The sequence below is a fragment of the Bacteroidota bacterium genome (assembly GCA_016213405.1).
Taxonomy (GTDB): domain Bacteria; phylum Bacteroidota; class Bacteroidia; order Palsa-948; family Palsa-948; genus Palsa-948.
Genome location: JACRAM010000116.1, coordinates 112,560 through 129,726 on the forward strand (window position 1 = coordinate 112,560; position 17,167 = coordinate 129,726).

Below are 17,167 nucleotides of genomic sequence, written 5' to 3' on the forward strand. Positions count from 1 at the left end.
TTACCTGATATATGCGAAGGTTTTTCCTGTTTTATTATTTTTTCATTGTTCTTTGCCCTTTGGCAATTGCCTATGCACCACAAAACAATCAGCAAACATTACAGATTCATCTCTTTGCCAGTAATACCATTTCTTCGGTAAATTTTTTTCACGTTTCTGGCGAGTATATTGTGTATGGCGACAGCGCAAAACTTTTTGACGCGGATAAAATTTCTTTCATAACAGTTTCGCTTGCCGGTGATTCAGTGCTTCTTCAGAAAATAAATTACCGGAAAAAATTCCGCTCGGTATGGTTTGTTCCTAAAGCCGATGCGTCAAGTTTTAAAATAAAATCTCTTCAGCCGGATTATAAGCCAAGAACGTATGATGATGAACTGCAAATCACTTCTGGTAACAGCACGTTGCGCTTGATCAATAAAGTTGACATTGAAAAGTATGTGGCTGGAGTGGTGCAATGGGAAGTAGGAACAAAAAATCCGCAGGAGTTCAACAAAGTAAAAACAATTGTGATCCGAACCTATGCATTGGGCAACTGGCGCAGGCATGAAGACGAAGGATTTCAATTATGCGATGAGGTGCATTGTCAGGTTTTTCGCGGAAAAACTTTCAGTCAGAATATTCACGATGCGGCTTTAGAAACGTCTGAATATATTCTGGTGGATGACAGCGTGCGCATCATCCCAGCAGCATTTCACTCTAACTGTGGCGGCCAGACCATGAACTCAGAAGATGTGTGGTCAAAAGCAGTTTCGGGGCTGCGTTCGGTGAGTGATACATTTTGTTTAAAGAAAGCAAATGCCGTATGGCAAAAAAAAATTCCAAAGGATTTGTGGCTTGATTATGTTAAAACAAAATATGGTTTTCCTATAAGCGATTCTAATGAAGTCAGAAAAATTTTGAATTTCGACCAACCCAACCGCCTTGTTTATTTAGTGAACAATGATTTTTTTATCCCTTTGAAATTTGTTCGCGAAGACATGAAACTGAAATCAACTTTCTTTTCAATAAAAGAAGAAGGTGAAAATGTTGTATTTACCGGAAAAGGATTTGGACATGGAGTTGGCCTATGTCAGGAAGGCGCTATGCGAATGGCAGAAAAAGGATATTCCTACACAAAAATTTTGAACTATTATTATACGAACATTCATCTGATAAGGTTTTCTCAGCTTGATTTCTTTAAAGCTGAGTAATCGGTAGTGTCTCAGTTTAATTTTAAAATCCCTTTGCGTTCTCTGCGGGCTGATTCTCCGTGCCCTTTGCGGTAAATGACTGTTTAAAAAAAATAGAAACCGCAAAGTGCGCAAAGAAAATACACGCAAAGAACAAAGAGAACAACCAAACTGATACACTACCGAGTAATCTGTTCGTTTTCTGTGCGTTGTAATAAAATTTTACCTTTGTCAGCATTAGAAATAACCCAATGAAAATCCTCAGAGCATTATCTTTGTTGTTATCTTTTTTTCTCATTTATTCTTTTTCCTATGGTCAGGGGCAAAGAGCCTATGGCGATTTTTCCAGTTCCTCCAATAAAAAAACAGAAAAGACAATTCTGAAATCAGCGCGCAAACAGTTTGATTTAGGAAATTATGCCGAAGCGCAGCAGAAGTATTGGGACCTCTTGAAATTAGATTCTGCCAATCCAATGTATAACCTTGAGCAGGCGCAGTCACTCTTCAATAATTTTCGCCAGCCAGCCTCCATTCCTTACTTCGAGAAAGCAATCAACTATTCAAAAGATACGTTGGGTGAAGCGTATTATTTTCTTGCCAGCGCTTATCACCTTGACGGAAAATTTGATTTAGCGAAGAAGAATTACAAAACCTATTTGTCAATTCTTGATGAGTTTGGCACAGATTTATTGGAAGAAGAAGAGGCGGATTTGAAAAACGACATAAAACACAAAATAGAAATGTGCGACAACGGAAAAATACTTGCACAATCTCCTGTAAGTAAAATAACCATCAACGGAAAAACTCATTCATTTGAAATTACGAATGTTGGCAATGATGTAAACAGCGAGTATGATGATTATGATGCCGTTTTATCAGCCAATGACTCCGTCATGTATTTCACTTCAAGAAGAGACAGCACTACAGGAGGAAAATTGGATTGGGACGATAAATATTTTGAAGACATTTATGTGTCTGGATTAGGAAAGAAAGGTTGGGGGAAAAGTTTTGGTATTGGCGATCCGGTTAATACGGACAAGCACGAAGCCATGATCAGCATTTCGGCTGACGGAAAGACAATTTATTTTTACCGTGGTGTCAAGCAAGGAACTTTTTATTCCAGCAACCTCCTTGGTGGTGCATGGTCAAAGCCAACTATCCTGTATGAAAAATCTGACGTAAATACAAAAGCATGGGAAACAAGTTTCTTCGGTTTTTTAGTTTCCGGAAATGAATTATATGTGGTGAGCGACCGGGAAGGAGGAGCAGGAGGAAGGGATATTTTTGTTTCTCTAAAACAACCTGACGGCACATGGGGTCCATTGAATGATATGGGTGCACCCATTAATACTGAATACGATGAAGATGCTCCGTACATTACTGCAGACGGAAAGACTATGTATTTTTCTTCCACCGGACATAACAGCATGGGCGGATTTGATATTTTCAAATCAGAAAAAGCAGGTGATAAATGGTCAGAGCCCGTAAATCTTGGCGTTCCGATTAATACACCCGGTGATGATATTTATTTTCTCTTGGCAAACAAAAGCGACCGCGCGTTTTATTCTTCTTCTTCGCAGGCAGCAGACGGAACAAAGGATATGGATGTGTACATGATTGATTTATGCGATGACATTCCAACCACCACCATCAACGGGCTAGCCATGGGAGTTTCAAAAGGAACAATTCTGATTTCAGAAAAAGAATCTGGAAAAGAAGTCGGCTCATGTGAAATAAAAAATGGAAAATATTCGGTTAAGATTGAGCACGGAAAAAATTATTTATTTACACTCAGGACAAGCGGACTAGAACCTGTTTCTGCTGAAGTACGTGTTCCGAAACAATGCAGGCAATATGATTTATACCAGGAACTTAATTTCACTCAGCCCGGTCAGCCATTGGTTTTCAAGAATGCCTTCTTCGATATTAAAAACATAGCCGGTTCAATGAACTATTCTGAGTTTCTGGCAAAAGCAGATAAAAGCAAATTGCCGGGATACAATGAAGTCAGCGTAACTACCAACGCAGTAATGGTGGTAATGGTTGACACCATTAAAAAAGTAACCACAACTGCCGATACTTCCGGAAAAACAAAAACAGATACTACTACAACTATCAAAACAACAATTTCATTTAACAATGTCCTTTTTGATTTCAATAAATCAAATCTCAAAAAAGAATTTTTGCCTGAACTCGATAAAGCAGTTGCGTTGCTGAAAAAAGATTATCCGAAAGTTAAGTTTGAAGTCGCAGGTCATACTGATTCAAAAGGAAAAGATTCTTACAATATGAATCTCTCCAATCTCAGGGCAAGCGCGGTGGCAAACTATCTTGTGTCAAAAGGAATCAAGCGCAGCAGGATGAAAGTTGTCGGCTATGGCGCTTCAAAACCAATTGCGCCTAACACAAATGCCGATGGTTCAGATAATGAAGATGGAAGAGCCAAAAACCGCAGAACCGAGATTGTGATTATCCGGTAAGTATTTCTCCGACCGGAATAGTATTAATTTTCGACAATTTTTCTAAATTTACATTTCTTTTTTTATTAATTAAAAGTATAGATTTATTTTCTTCCGATGCCAGTAAAAATAATCATTGTAGAAGATGAAGCCATTCTTGCCGAAAGCTGCAAGCGAATGCTCACAGGTTTTGGATACGATGTAACCGGAATTGCATTGAATAAAAATGCTGCTGAACAATTATTTCGCAAAACGGAATTTGACCTTGCCATTCTTGACATTAACATGGGCGCCCGATACGATGGCATTGAACTGGCGCATTTACTCAACACTGATTACAAAAAACCTTTCATCTTTCTTACTTCTTATGTTGATCAGGTAACCATTGAAAAAGCCAAAATAACACAACCCCTGGCTTATCTGCTGAAACCGTTTACAAAAGACGATTTGTACACAGGCATCGAAATTGCATTGGCGGCAAGAACCAAAAAGGAAGAAGAATATGTTCTGATTAAAGACGGGCATCTGCTGATAAAAGTTTTTCTTAACGATATTCTTTTCATGAAGTCAGATAATATTTATGTAGAAGTGTTTACCAGCGATAAAACATATCTGCAACGCACAAGTTTAGACCAGTTTCTTTCTCAACTGCCGCAGAATAAATTTCTGCGAACACACCGTTCCTATGCGGTTAACATTTCAAAAGTAAAGGCCCTCAACGGTCAATATCTGGTAATCGGCAAGGAACTTATTCCCGTTTCCCGCAATCATATAGACCTTGTCAGGAAGCATTTTGGCTCGTAAAGCTGTCATTCTCATACAAACTTCTGTCGTACTCAACATTTCCCTTTCATGGTGGAAATTTATTGTGGATATTCACCCAAACAACAAATGTCTTTAATCTTTTCAAAACCTGATGAATATGAAAAAAACAAACAGGCGTACCAGTTGGAAAAAACTGACAGTAAGAACGAAAAGAAAAATTGTGAATGATTTTAATGCAGGCGAGGTTCGAAATCAAATCCTTCGCCAGTATCAGATTGTAGAAGGGCAATTTTATAATATCATCAGAAACGCATTTTCTGAGAACAACGAAACGTTTACTCCTGTTACATCTTAACCCATTCATACATGAAAAAAAATCTAACTTTTTCCGACCGAAGAAATTCCCCTTCGCGAAAGCTGAAGCATGATGCGATGGATGAAGTGAAACGTGCGATGCTTCGGAAAGTAAAAAAAAGCAAGCCGGTAATAGTGATTGCCCATCCGGGCTTATTTTCCTGGCAGGAATAAATCAAAATGCACATCTCGATGTGATGTGCGTCAGTTCGGGTGCTGACGCTTTGGTTAGCATCAAGACCGAAAAGCGTCTTGATAATTCTGCGCTCTCGCAGAACGTATCGAAAACTGAGATTGTAATGCCCGGTAAATATTCTTAATAAAAATAACATACCAAACCTGTTCCGAAGGAATGCCTTCGGCATAAGCCGGATTCTGTTTCATCCTGAACAACTTTCAGGATATATCTATCATTTATCTATGCTGCCTACCAATGAACTTACCTTTTCCTTCGCCCCTCTCCTTTGGAGAGGGGTTGGGGTGAGGCTGACGAGCAGTCATTCATTATTCGGCATTGCAACTCCTGAGGTTTGCCTTCAATCCCGTCATTGCTGGCGGAGAAGCGTGAGATCTTACCTCACGATTTCACCCTTGCCTTTGCGGTAAACCCCGTTGGATATGGTTTTTATCCTACGGGGTAAACGCCAGGCGGTTTAGTTTCTGCGGCACTTTCTGTATGGAAAATTACTTTTCCATTCTCCCGAAAATAAATCGGGACAGGATGCTCTCTGTTGTCCGGACTTTCCTCCCCGCACATAATTAATGTACGAAGCGATAGAGCGGTCTGGTATGTTAAAGAACTTCATCCTGACGCATGTCAGGATATTGAACAAAGATAAACATAATAATTAACTGATTTCTACAGTGATTGCGCCAAAGCCGTACTTTTTGTGTGGAGCATCGTAATGGCGGGTGCGCTCATAACTTTTCAGCGCATGAATAATTTCCTGCTTGAGTGTTCCTTTTCCCACTCCGTGAATGAAAATTATTTTTTTTATTCTGTACACGATAGCTGCGTCCATACATTTTCTGAAATATTTTAGCTGTGCGAGAAGTTTCTCATGGTCGCTAATTTCTCTTCCTGTATCAAGAATTTCCCTCAGGTGTAAATCAACTTCCCAGATTTCATCGGGAGAAAGTTTCGGAGGTTTTACATCTTTTTCTTCTTTTGCATCAATCATCTTGGAATCCATTTTGTATTTTGATGTATCAGTGACAGGAACAATTTCATCAACAGAAACTGACACTTCAAAACCATCTTCATTGGTGACAAGAACTCTGAAGTTGCTAAGGATATTTGTAATAACCCCGCTTCCTTGTTCATTCAGAAATGAAACTTTATCACCTATGTTGAAATTAGTTTTCACAAAGTATTTGCGAAGATATTTAATAAAACTATCTTTGTTGAAGATTAAAATGAAAAACCAAGCCCCACCTAAATCCTCCCCGTTAGGGAGGACTTTCAACTCTTTTTCTTTCTCCCCTTCTAATGGGAGGGGTCGTGGGTGGGCTTTTTTTCTCCTTCTTCTTTTCCTCTTCTCCTGCCAGCATGACGTTCCATTGCCCAATCCTCCCGTGTATAAAACGAAAAATGTTTTTATTGTTGTGATGGACGGGGCGCGTTATTCTGAAACATGGGGAGAATCCACACAAATAAATATTCCAAGAATTAAAAATCTTGCTTCACAGGGAGTAATGTGCGCAAGTTTTTACAATGACGGGCAAACAGTTACCGTTCCGGGACATACTGCAATCACTACAGGAAATTATGAAGTAATCAATAATGGCGGATTTGAAATTCCTTCTTCCCCTTCTATCTTTCAGTATTACCGCGCCCAGTTTTCAAAACCTGCAGAAGATGCCTGGGTGATTACTTCAAAAGATAAATTAGAAGTGCTTTCTGATTGTATTGATTCAAACTGGGAAGGGAAATTCCGTCCGCGGACTGATTGCGGAGTGAATGGAAATTTTAGCGGATACAGGGAAGATTCTGTAACCTATCAGCATGTGATTGATACGGTGAAAAAATATCACCCTCATCTGGTGCTTGTAAATTTCAAGCACCCCGATGCGGCAGGGCACGCAAATAATTGGTTAGATTATATTAATCAAACCGAGAACGTAGATAAATATGCCGGTCTGTTGTGGAATTATTTACAAAGTGATGATACGTATGCTGGAACTACAACCCTGTTTGTGACGAACGATCATGGAAGGCATTTGGATGCTGTGGCAGATGGATTTGTTTCGCATGGAGATAATTGCAATGGATGCAGGCATATATTCTTGCTCGGGATTGGACCTGATTTTAAAACAAATTGCATAGATGAAAATAAATATTCGCTTATTGATATTCCTGCAACAGTTTCTAAGCTGATGGGAATTAATTTGCCTGGCGGGCAAGGAAAGGTGATGACAACGATTTTAAAGTAGTTCTTCCACATACGCTCCCGAATCAATCACCGAGTAGAAATCAATTTTTAAATCTTCACATTCTTTTTTCCATTTCTCATTTCTCCATTCTTGGTTTGACGAATCAATAATTATTTTTCTGAAGTTGTAACATTTTTTCAAATCAGCAATTCTGATTTTTGAATTTTTTGAAAGAATGATTAAATCTACTTCCAGTTTATTCGAAAGAGGAGATTTTGTTTTTGGAAGCGAGTCCGCAAGTATTATTTTTTTATTATCAAACTCAATAAAATTATTTTTCATTATAAAATCTTCATCCTTGTAATTTCGTTTCTTTTCTTTCTCGATGAAAGAGAGTGAGTTTATTCCCATGTCAGCCCAATTATGTTTTATGTGAAATATCATGCTGCTTGGATTATTTAGCAGTGCCAGATTCGCCACGAAAATTGTTTTCTTTCCGCTGATAAAATCGTATGCAGAAATTTTCGGAATGCTGTAAACAATAAGTATATTTTGTTTTCTCTCGCGATAATTTTCATAAACCTGTAGCGATAGAATTAACAGCAAAATCCCAAGTGCAGGAAAAATAAATCTTACTCTCTGTTGAAAAAGATAAATCATAAAGCAGATAATTACAAGATAAATCATCCATGTTTCGGAAATTTTTATTGAAATTCCTTGTATGAGTGCTCCTGGCATTTGCTCCGTAACGAGAGCAGATTCATTCAAAAACCAAACAAGCCATGTAAATATTTTTCCGCAAACGATTCCTATTGCAGAAATTTTTCCAAGAGCAAACATCAGAATTCCATAACCGAGAATCAAAGTTGAAACAGGAATTACAATTAAATTAGAGAAAAGAAAATAATTCGGAAACTGATGAAAATACAAAAGCCCAAGCGGAAAAGTCGCCATCTGCGCTGCAATGGAAACAGAAATTATTCCCCAGATTTGATTCATCAGCCAGTTGTTTGGCTGCCACTTTTCATATAGCCACGGCTGAATCGATACAATGCCAAGCACAGCGAGATAGGAAAGTTGAAACCCAACTTCCATAATTAAATAGGGATTGTAAACCAAAAGCGCAAAACATGAAACGCAAAGCGTGTTGAAAATATTTGTGTTGTACTTCCATGTTTTCGCTACAATAATAAAAGTGAACATGGCTGCAGAGCGAAGCACGGATGGTGAAAGTCCGGTCAGCGTTGCATAAAACCAAAGAATGAAAAGAAGCGAAATGCATTTTATTAATTTTCCATGTTTGAATCTGTCGAGAAAGAATAAAAGATAATTGAAGATGATGTAAATAATTCCTACATGCAAACCAGAAACCGAAAGCACATGCAATGCCCCGCTTGATGCGTATGCCTGAATAATATCCTGATCGAGTTTGTCTGTATATCCTAACACGAGAGCTGAGCCAACAGCATATTCATCTCCTGAAATATTATTTTCACGATAAATGTTCAGGAGATATTCTCTAAGATTATAGGAAGCACTGAGAATTTTATTACCTGAATTTATTCCAAGCGATTTCCAATTTTCAGAAGGAATATAGGCAGAATGATAAATATTATGAAACGAAAGAAATCGTTTGTAATTAAACTCTCCCGGATTCTGAGGTGGTTTTACTTCATTAAATTTTGTTTTCACGATCATACAATCTCCATAGCGCAATTGTTTTGACAAAGAATCTTTTTTGAAATAGCACATTGCGCTTCCGCTTGTTTCTATCCATTTATTTTTTTGCTTTACAGCGAGAACTTGAACCACAATTTTGTACGACTTTTCTTTTTCAAGAGATGTGCCATTTGTTTTTACATAAAATAATTCCGTGTCATCAAGAAATCTGCTGAAATGATTTGTTTTGAATTTATCCGTATTCAAAAACGTAATCTGAAATCCTGAAAGGAAAAGTGTAATGGCAATGAATGCTCCGAATACCCATGAGTAAGCATAAGAAACATTCAGCCGTTTGATAAAAACAAAAAGTGCGATGACAAGAAACAAAGAAGGAATTACATAATTCAGAAAATCAAACTGCCATTCAGAATAAACTGCAGTGAGAATTCCTGCGATAAAGGGAAGAAGTAAACGAAGAAATGGGATTTGACTCCAGATATTCATTTAGGAAAGATTCATACGGATTAAAACGGATTCAGACTGATAAATCCGTTTGCATCCGAAGTTTATTTATCCGTTTGCATCAGCGTTGTTGTCTGCTTCCAAATATCAAACTACCTACTCGTATCAAAGTGCTTCCTTCTTCAATCGCAATTTTATAATCGCTGCTCATACCCATTGAAAGAGTAGGGAGTAGGGAGTAGGGAGTAGTGAGTTTATCAAAAAATGTTTTTAGAGAACGAAACTCTTTGCTTATTTGAGATTCATTATCTGTCAAGGTTGCCATTCCCATTAAGCCGGCAATGCGGATGTTTTTCATCTGCGATAATTCTTTTGAGGAAAGAATTTCTTCCGCTTCTTCGAAACGTAAGCCAAATTTTGTTTCTTCTTTCGCAATGTAGATTTGCAAAAGACAATCAATCACTCGATTTTCTTTTTCAGCGCACTTATTTATCTCTTGCAAGAGTTTCATGCTGTCAACGGAATGAATCAAACTCACAAATGGCGCAATCAATTTTACTTTATTCGTTTGCAGGTGACCGATGAGATGCCATTCAATATCTTTCGGAAGCGCTTCGTATTTCTTTGTGAGTTCCTGTGCGCGGTTCTCTCCGAAAATTTTGTGACTGGCATTGTATGCCTGCATAATCACCTCCACAGGGTAGGTTTTTGTAACCGCAACGAGTTTTACCTGCGCAGGAATTTCTGCTTTTATTTTTTTTATGTTTTCTTCAATACTCATTGTCACAACTTGTCATTTCGAATCCCTATAATTCGGGATGAGAAATCTCCTAAACCTGTTACTACTTTCAATGAAGGGATTTCTCCCGTTGGTCGAAATGACAGTAACATTTATTTTGTATTCAATTCACTCAAAGAATACATTACCAATCCACTTCTCATCTTGGGCTCCACCCAGGTGGATTTCGGAGGCATGGTTCCGCCTGAATCGGCAACGTTGATTATATCACGCACGGTTACTGGAAATAATCCGAAGCCGGCCATTGCTTTCCCATTGTCAATTATTTTTTTTAGTTCGCCAATTCCTTTTGTTCCGCTGATAAAGAAAATTCTTTTATCCGTTCGCAAATCGTGAATGTTGAGCAGGGGAGAGAGGATGAGTTCTGTAAGAAGTTCTGCGTCTAATTTTTCTTTGTGCGGGTTTTTCAGGGTAAGCGAGTACCATTTTTCTTCAACATACATGCTGAAATTTCCCTGCCTGTTCGGATAGTAAGGAGCAGCTCCTTTTTCTTCAATGAAAAAGTTTGCGGAAAGTTTTCTCAGGAAAATATCTTTGCTCAGAAAGTTCAGGTCTTTTACAATACGGTTGTAATCGTATATCTTCAGGTTGCTTTCTGAAAAAAATGCCGCCATAAAAAAATTGCAGGGCTCATTGCCTGTGTAGTTTTTATTTTTTTCCTTGCATGATTTTCCGAGCAGGGCAGAGGAGGCGATGCGGTGATGCCCGTCAGCAATATAAACGGAAGGTATTTTACTGAAGGCAGAAACAATTTCATCAATCGTTTTCTTATCGCTTACTTTCCAGAGTTTGTGTTCAATTCTGTCGTTGGTGGTGAAATCACAGGCAGGTTCTTTTGCCAGAGCCCCGGAAATAATTTTGCTGATGGTTTCGTTATCGGGATAGCAGAGACAAACCGGCTCTGCGTTGAAGTCACACACTTCCAGATAGTGTTTTAGTTTTTCTTCCTTGTCTGAAATAGTTTGCTCGTGCTTTTTAATTACGTTGTTGAAATAATCACGGATAGAAGCGCAGGCAATGATGCCCGTGAACGCATGACCGTCTTTAATCTGTTCATAGATGTAAAAACTCTCTTCCGCATCGCTTGATAAAATTTCATCCTGCATGAACTGCAAAAACTTTTTCTTTATTTTCTGCAACTGCTCAGGCGAGCCGGGTTTTGATTTGGTGGTTTCTCTGAACTCAGGTTTTATCACGTGCAAAAAAGTGTAGGGGTTTTCGGCAAGTTTGCTGCTCAACTGCGCGTTACTGTAGCCGCTCACCGGGCGCGATGCCACCAGATGCACTTTGTCTTTTGCAGGGCGGATGCCTTTGAAGGGTTTTATTACAGCCATACTATCAGCGAATACTAATCTGTACGAATGTACGAATAAGGAATAAAAGCAATATTACTCAATGATTGCTTTGCCTCCGGCAGGCAGCCTGCGTAAGCCCCGAAACTATGATGCCGAACAGGGAAAATATTTCTCTAAATAATTTTGCCCGTTCACTAATCTTGTTTACATTTGCTTTGTAATCAAAAAGAACATACCCCGCCTCAGTTAAAAAAAGATAATGTATGTAATACATTCCCAATCGCTCCCGCAGCCCATTATTGAGAAGTTAACTCTCTCTCTCTCTCTCTCTCTCTCTCATATTTATTAGAAGCAAAAAAAAATTTCGCTGCACGGCTTTGCGGGCGCGAAATTTTTTTTCATCCATTGTCGCTTTGCACCGGCAGTCCCCCGTTTGCAGGTTGCTACCCCTTCGGGAGAAGTCTTTTTTCTGCGAATGCAGGAAAGGGCTTTTGTTTTATCAACGAGGTACGAAGTACGAATTACGAGGTACGAGGTACGAATTACGAGGTGAGAGGTGGGAGACGTTGTAATTGAAAATTGAGAATGGATAATTGAGGAGAAAAATACCGCATAAGAGGAGGCAGAAATGAAATAAGAGGAGCAAGTTGCCGCATAAGAGGAGGCAGAAATGAAATATGAGGAGGCAGATACCGCATAAGAGATGGCAGAAATGAAATAAGAGGAGGCAGATACCGCATAAGAGGAGGCAGAAATGAAATATGAGGAGGCAGATACCGTGTAAGAGGTCAAAAAAACGCTAAAAACATACCCCTTCCCCTAAAGGGGTAAAAAAACAATAAAAACAACTGCTCCATATAGGACTGGGGCAAAAATTAAAAATTAAAATCATGAAAGAAGTAAAACCGACCTACATGTGTACGGAATTAGAGTTGTATGCCATTGCGGAGCTTGGCTATAACAATCTGGCAACGGATTTGGCTGTATTTGCGGCAAAGAAAGCAAAGTACACGGCTGCATTTTTGACGGCATTGCGCGCTACGCGCAGCGCTGCGATGGCATTGCCGGATGAGGAGGCGCGGAATGTGGAGCATCAGATTCTCCGGAATGTTCTGATCAGCGACTTTTTGCCGCCAGTGCTTGATAATTTTAATGTGCTGAAGGGGTATATAAAGGATGCGTGGCCGAATGAAAAACCTGAGCCGCGCTATGAGGCAGCGGGAGGAAAAAAGTATGCGAAGGCGGCTGGAAAGAACTGGGAGAATGTGGCGGGGCTGAATACTTCGATGCAACAATTTATTGCGGCACACAGCGCGAAACTTACCACACCGGGCGGTATGACCGGAGCTTTTGTTACGAAGGTAAATGATGACGCGACTAACTTTAACAGTAAGTATGAATTGTTTGTTCAGGCACGGGAAACGGGTGTGGCGCGGGGAGAAAAAATAACCGCGAATAATTTGCTGCACAAAGAGCTGATGGCAGTTTTGGAGGATGGGGCGGAACGGGTGTGGAGGAATTTTCCGGATAAGCGGAAGAATTATGTTTTTGCCACGCTGAAAAATATTGTGAGCCCTCCGGGGAGCGCGAGTTTGAAAGTGATTGTGATACGGGGTGATGATACGGTGGTGCCCAATGTGCCTGTGACGATAAAACAAGAGGGGGCTACGCTGGCTACGCGGAGCGCGGGAATTACGTTGAGTACGGATAAGGAAGGGGTGGCATTATTTGAAAGCGCTGACCCTGGGAGGTATGCGGGGGTGGTGGTGGTGGATGGGGTGAAGATAAATTTTACGAAGGAGATTGATACGGGTGTGAAGGCGCGGATAACGGTGGAGGTAGCCCCCTAAATCCCCCGAAGGGGGACTTCCATCGAAGTACGAACAAAATACGAACTTACGAATTACGAATGACGAATTACAAATGACTAATGGATAATGGAAACAACAATAACCGTAAACTGAAAACTGTAAACCGTAAACCCTATAGCCGGAGAGTATTAACGTGAGTTGCCACCTATAGTAATGTTTGGTGTGTATTTTTTGGTGACTTAGTGTTTTAGTGGCGAAAAAAAAATATAGCCACCAAATCACCAAAACACTAAATCCCACTAAACATAAAAATATAAGTAGCAACTTACGTTATTAATTTACTTTTTAAAATGCTTCTGGTACATAGTGTGGAAATGAAAACTTTTTTAAACAAACAACAATAAAAACCAAAAATGAAAATGAAAACAATTAATTTTACAAAAGCAATACTGCTGGGAGTGGCGGTTTGCTTAACAACAATCACCATGAATGCTCAGGTGTTTAAATGGGCAGCGCCATACAATGATTCGCAAAATATGGATGACATAAGTATGGCGGTCACTACAGATGCATCTGGCAACGTATATGTAACTGGAAGATCTAAAAGTTGTTTGCAAAGCGGAGATGAAGAAATTGTAACCAGAAAATATAATGCATCCGGTGGATTAATATGGTCTCAGCCATATAATGGTGGATTCTTTAATTGTAATTATGGAGATTTTGAACAGGGAAATGCAATTGCAGTGGATGCACAAGGCAATGTTTGGGTGACCGGAAGAACGTATCAGGGAACAACTTATAATGAAGATCTTTTTCTACTTAAATATAATGCTGCAGGCACACAGCAATGGATAAAGTTTTACCATGATGTTGCCTCTTATGGAGTATCCATGGCAGAGGGAACGTGTATTGCAATTTATAACACTGCCGGAAACGGAACAGATGTGTATGTTGGGGGAAAAACTGTTAGCACAGCTAATGGTGCACGCGGAATTGTATTGAAATCCGACCAGAACTATAACAGCGGGCAATGGGGATGGAGCAATACACCGTATATTTTTTCAGGGAATTATCCGAGTTATTCTTATGGACAAACTGCATTCGATATTAAGGTGGACGCTAGTAATACCTATGTATATGTAACAGGATGGGTGAGCAATACAAGCACTTTGCATGATTGTTTTACTGCCAAACTCAGCGCCTCAACAGGAGCGGTGCAAGGCGGCTGGCCTCAAACCTATAATTACTCCCCTACAAATGATTGGGAACGCAGCTTTGCAATGATTCTTGACGGTGGCGGAAATGTTTATATTGCCGGTTACAGAACTACTTCTACAAATAGGGATGCCATTGTTATTAAATACAGCACTAACGGAGGTCCTTTTGTATGGATATCTCCATGGAATAATAACTCCTTTAATGGATCTGATGAATACTGGGATATTGCTGGGTTTGGTCCAGGTGGGGGTGGTGCAGGAACTGTGGTATATGCCGGGGGTTATACAGGGCAAAGCGGAGGCAATGATTACCTGCTTGCTGCCATCAATATATCAAATGGTTCATTTCTTTCTAGCTGGAACTCGCCTACAAACCCGCAAACTTATGATGGTTATGCTACCGGAACTGAACCTGCAGGAACAGACAAATGTAAAGCCATAGATTATGAGCCAACAACTAATCGTGTATATATGACAGGCTTTGCGAATGAAACCATACCTGCACCTAGTAGCATTAATATTACCAACCTCGGATACAATGCCAACAATGGGGCACTGGTGTGGAGAACCACTTATGACTATAACTCTGACCAAATAAATCAAGATGATAATGTTTACGGTAAATATTCCTTGACAGCACAATATAATGCCTGCTATGGCGTGGATGATATTTATGTTACAGGAGCAAGTAGGATTGACCATAGCGGTAATCTAAATTTTGATTACATCACTCTTAAATACGGTTGCGGCAGCAACTGTTTTCCTTGCTCATGTCCTCAAGGAGGCGGAAGAATGATGAATGCGGAGCAACAGCAGGAGGCAGAGGCAGGAGCAGTTGCAGTTTATCCAAACCCTTTTACTGCAAGCGCTGTGATAAGATTATCTCCTGAAACAAAAATCAGCAATGCTGTTTTATCGGTGTATGATATTACAGGCAGGTTGGTTTCGAGCGTCAACAACATTGCCTCAACTACTATTGTTATAGACAGAGGTGATTTGCCTGATGGAATGTATTTTTACAAATTAATAGATAACGGAAACATGATAAGCAACGGAAAATTTGTAATTACAGAATAATAAAACAAAAAGCAGGGAGTTGCTTTTTCGCTCTCTGCTTTTCTTAATACCTTTGTAAAATGAAAAGGATTTGTTTACTGTTTACTGTTTACTGTTTCCTGTTTACTGTTTCCTATTCCCAATTAGCATGGGAGCCAGTAATGCAAACTACCGGTACTAACGGATGGAAAACCTATATTGACGGAGGATCTGTCCGGGCAATGCATGTCAGTTACACAAATTTTCCTCCTCTTTTATTTTATGGAGGAGAGTTTGATACAATCAGATGGGACTCTGCCTCTGTGCATTTAGCAGGAGAATTGACACCCTTTTTGGCATTGAATATCTGGGGTAATTTCATCGGGGGCGGTGGCTCTGATTGCAATATTGGGGATTACACAAGACCAAATCCATCTGTATATGCTATAACTAATATTTTTGATACTATAGGTTTTTTGGACATGGTTGCTGCTGCGGGGTGGTTTGGATACGAAGCATGCCCGTTTGGTACCGATGAATTTCCAAAGAATATTGCATTATGGAGTGGCAGTCAGTCTGCTAATTATAGTTATCTTTTTTCCGAAAATTTTTCAGCCATGGATACGGTGTTTGCCATTGCAATGGCGCCTGATAAATATACCATACCTAAGTATTACGGCAACTTTGAAACCTATGTGGCTGCCCGTTGTGTTTTTTGCAACGGAACATCGCAGACAGATAGTTCAAAATATATTGGCTATTACGATCAGTTTAATGGCAATTCTATGTACAACTACATGCAAGGCGGCACTAACGGTCCGGTGTACGCATTACAAGCAGTTGATAGTGCAAATGTTTTCGCAGGTGGAGTATTTGATTCAGCAGGAACAATAAAAGCAATGAACATTGCAAAATGGAATGGCGCAAGTTGGGATTCGCTTGGCAGCGGAGTTAATGGAACAGTAAAAGCATTGCTTGCTTACAATGGCAAACTTTATGCAGGAGGTAATTTTACAATGGCAGGAGGAGCAAGCGCAAACAACATTGCGGTGTGGGATGGAACAAACTGGTCAGCAATAGGAACAGGAACAGACGGAACAGTGTATGCCCTCACCATTCATAACGGAGAGTTGTATGCAGGCGGTTCATTCACACAGGCAGGAGGCAACACAGTAAACAATATTGCCAGATGGGACGGCATAAATTGGTCTGCGCTTGATGGAGGAAGAAACAATGAAGTGTATGCGCTGGCATCTTTTCAGGGAGATTTATATGCAGGAGGAAATTTTTTAGGAGGAGCGAACGATACAGCAAGATACATTGCGAGATATACAGATACAACACTTGTAAGTATCAATTCTCAATTCTCATCTCTTGATTTTCAATTCTCAATTTACCCCAATCCCACGAGCGGGCTGTTTAATGTGCAGATGAGCAAATTTGAAGATGTGCAGATGAAAATATATAATGTATACGGAGAATGTATTTATCAGCATATCTGCACATCCGCACATCAGCAAATTGATTTGTCTTCACAGCCTGATGGAATTTATTTTGTGCAACTAAAAACTGCGGAGGGAGTTGCAAATAAGAAAATAGTAATCAGTCATTAGTTGTTTTGTTGTTTGCCCCGTTGGATATTTATCCTACGGGGTTTGCGCGAAGGATTGAGCCAATTGTTTGAGCTCTTTTTGCGTTTCGCAAAAAAGCGAGTGGCGAAAGCCTGACAGCGCGCTTCGCGGTGACGCGCCCAAGACATCCCCCCA

Annotated in this window: 13 protein-coding genes and 1 other RNA gene; 9 read left to right on the forward strand and 5 right to left on the reverse strand. The window is 39.8% G+C overall.

Features of this window, described 5'->3' with window-relative positions; genetic code table 11:
* The first annotated feature begins 11 nt into the window (after positions 1 to 11).
* The 5 genes from HY841_14200 (at position 12) to HY841_14220 (ending at position 4,921) form a co-directional block, all read left to right on the forward strand.
* Positions 12 to 1,190, forward strand: a complete 1,179-nt coding sequence (locus HY841_14200; protein ID MBI4931910.1) for a SpoIID/LytB domain-containing protein — start codon at positions 12 to 14, stop codon at positions 1,188 to 1,190.
* 230 nt (positions 1,191 to 1,420) lie between these two features.
* Positions 1,421 to 3,649 carry an OmpA family protein gene (locus tag HY841_14205; protein MBI4931911.1) on the forward strand — a complete coding sequence of 743 codons (2,229 nt, stop codon included), beginning with the start codon at positions 1,421 to 1,423 and terminating at the stop codon, positions 3,647 to 3,649.
* A 96-nt stretch (positions 3,650 to 3,745) separates the two neighbouring features.
* Positions 3,746 to 4,432 carry a LytTR family transcriptional regulator DNA-binding domain-containing protein gene (locus tag HY841_14210; protein MBI4931912.1) on the forward strand — a complete coding sequence of 229 codons (687 nt, stop codon included), beginning with the start codon at positions 3,746 to 3,748 and terminating at the stop codon, positions 4,430 to 4,432.
* A gap of 118 nt (positions 4,433 to 4,550) precedes the next feature.
* Positions 4,551 to 4,748 carry a hypothetical protein gene (locus tag HY841_14215; GenBank protein ID MBI4931913.1) on the forward strand — a complete coding sequence of 66 codons (198 nt, stop codon included), beginning with the start codon at positions 4,551 to 4,553 and terminating at the stop codon, positions 4,746 to 4,748.
* Positions 4,749 to 4,759: 11 nt separating this feature from the next.
* Complete coding sequence (locus HY841_14220) at positions 4,760 to 4,921, forward strand: hypothetical protein (GenBank protein ID MBI4931914.1); 162 nt, start codon at positions 4,760 to 4,762, stop codon at positions 4,919 to 4,921.
* Positions 4,922 to 5,095: 174 nt separating this feature from the next.
* Here the strand turns inward: HY841_14220 and rnpB are convergent.
* Together rnpB and HY841_14230 are read right to left on the reverse strand one after the other, a co-directional pair.
* An RNA gene (gene rnpB, locus HY841_14225) (RNase P RNA component class A) lies at positions 5,096 to 5,538 on the reverse strand.
* Positions 5,539 to 5,595: 57 nt separating this feature from the next.
* The gene (locus HY841_14230) at positions 5,596 to 6,114 is read right to left on the reverse strand and encodes a hypothetical protein (GenBank protein MBI4931915.1); all 519 of its coding nucleotides are present in this window, start codon (positions 6,112 to 6,114) and stop codon (positions 5,596 to 5,598) included.
* 49 nt (positions 6,115 to 6,163) lie between these two features.
* On the opposite strand from HY841_14230, the gene HY841_14235 reads away from it, so the two are divergent.
* Complete coding sequence (locus HY841_14235) at positions 6,164 to 7,180, forward strand: alkaline phosphatase family protein (protein MBI4931916.1); 1,017 nt, start codon at positions 6,164 to 6,166, stop codon at positions 7,178 to 7,180.
* Here the strand turns inward: HY841_14235 and HY841_14240 are convergent.
* The 3 genes from HY841_14240 to HY841_14250 all read right to left on the reverse strand — a co-directional run bounded on the left by HY841_14240 (position 7,172) and on the right by HY841_14250 (position 11,377).
* Positions 7,172 to 9,286 (reverse strand): ComEC family competence protein, encoded by a 2,115-nt coding sequence (locus HY841_14240; GenBank protein MBI4931917.1) that lies wholly within the window; start codon positions 9,284 to 9,286, stop codon positions 7,172 to 7,174. The two genes, HY841_14235 and HY841_14240, sit on opposite strands and share 9 nt — an antisense overlap.
* 79 nt (positions 9,287 to 9,365) lie before the next feature.
* Entirely contained in the window at positions 9,366 to 10,025 is a 660-nt protein-coding gene (locus tag HY841_14245) for a YggS family pyridoxal phosphate-dependent enzyme (GenBank protein ID MBI4931918.1), read from the reverse strand.
* A gap of 110 nt (positions 10,026 to 10,135) precedes the next feature.
* Complete coding sequence (locus tag HY841_14250; protein MBI4931919.1) at positions 10,136 to 11,377, reverse strand: DUF1015 domain-containing protein; 1,242 nt, start codon at positions 11,375 to 11,377, stop codon at positions 10,136 to 10,138.
* A gap of 851 nt (positions 11,378 to 12,228) precedes the next feature.
* Here HY841_14250 and HY841_14255 point away from each other — a divergent pair.
* From HY841_14255 to HY841_14265, 3 genes are all read left to right on the forward strand, one after another.
* The gene (locus HY841_14255; GenBank protein ID MBI4931920.1) at positions 12,229 to 13,188 is read left to right on the forward strand and encodes a hypothetical protein; all 960 of its coding nucleotides are present in this window, start codon (positions 12,229 to 12,231) and stop codon (positions 13,186 to 13,188) included.
* A gap of 380 nt (positions 13,189 to 13,568) precedes the next feature.
* Positions 13,569 to 15,443, forward strand: a complete 1,875-nt coding sequence (locus HY841_14260) for a T9SS type A sorting domain-containing protein (protein MBI4931921.1) — start codon at positions 13,569 to 13,571, stop codon at positions 15,441 to 15,443.
* A gap of 59 nt (positions 15,444 to 15,502) precedes the next feature.
* On the forward strand, positions 15,503 to 17,014 hold the full coding sequence (locus tag HY841_14265; GenBank protein MBI4931922.1) for a T9SS type A sorting domain-containing protein: 1,512 nt from the start codon (positions 15,503 to 15,505) through the stop codon (positions 17,012 to 17,014).
* Positions 17,015 to 17,167: the final 153 nt, after the last annotated feature.

Bases quoted from the DNA above. Each gene is read 5' to 3' on its own strand.
- HY841_14200 (MBI4931910.1), top strand. From the start codon at position 12: ATGCGAAGGTTTTTCCTGTTTTATTATTTTTTCATTGTTCTTTGCCCT.
- HY841_14205 (MBI4931911.1), top strand. From the start codon at position 1,421: ATGAAAATCCTCAGAGCATTATCTTTGTTGTTATCTTTTTTTCTCATT.
- HY841_14210 (MBI4931912.1), top strand. From the start codon at position 3,746: ATGCCAGTAAAAATAATCATTGTAGAAGATGAAGCCATTCTTGCCGAA.
- HY841_14215 (MBI4931913.1), top strand. From the start codon at position 4,551: ATGAAAAAAACAAACAGGCGTACCAGTTGGAAAAAACTGACAGTAAGA.
- HY841_14220 (MBI4931914.1), top strand. From the start codon at position 4,760: ATGAAAAAAAATCTAACTTTTTCCGACCGAAGAAATTCCCCTTCGCGA.
- HY841_14235 (MBI4931916.1), top strand. From the start codon at position 6,164: ATGAAAAACCAAGCCCCACCTAAATCCTCCCCGTTAGGGAGGACTTTC.
- HY841_14240 (MBI4931917.1), bottom strand. From the start codon at position 9,286: ATGAATATCTGGAGTCAAATCCCATTTCTTCGTTTACTTCTTCCCTTT.
- HY841_14245 (MBI4931918.1), bottom strand. From the start codon at position 10,025: ATGAGTATTGAAGAAAACATAAAAAAAATAAAAGCAGAAATTCCTGCG.
- HY841_14250 (MBI4931919.1), bottom strand. From the start codon at position 11,377: ATGGCTGTAATAAAACCCTTCAAAGGCATCCGCCCTGCAAAAGACAAA.
- HY841_14255 (MBI4931920.1), top strand. From the start codon at position 12,229: ATGAAAGAAGTAAAACCGACCTACATGTGTACGGAATTAGAGTTGTAT.
- HY841_14260 (MBI4931921.1), top strand. From the start codon at position 13,569: ATGAAAACAATTAATTTTACAAAAGCAATACTGCTGGGAGTGGCGGTT.
- HY841_14265 (MBI4931922.1), top strand. From the start codon at position 15,503: ATGAAAAGGATTTGTTTACTGTTTACTGTTTACTGTTTCCTGTTTACT.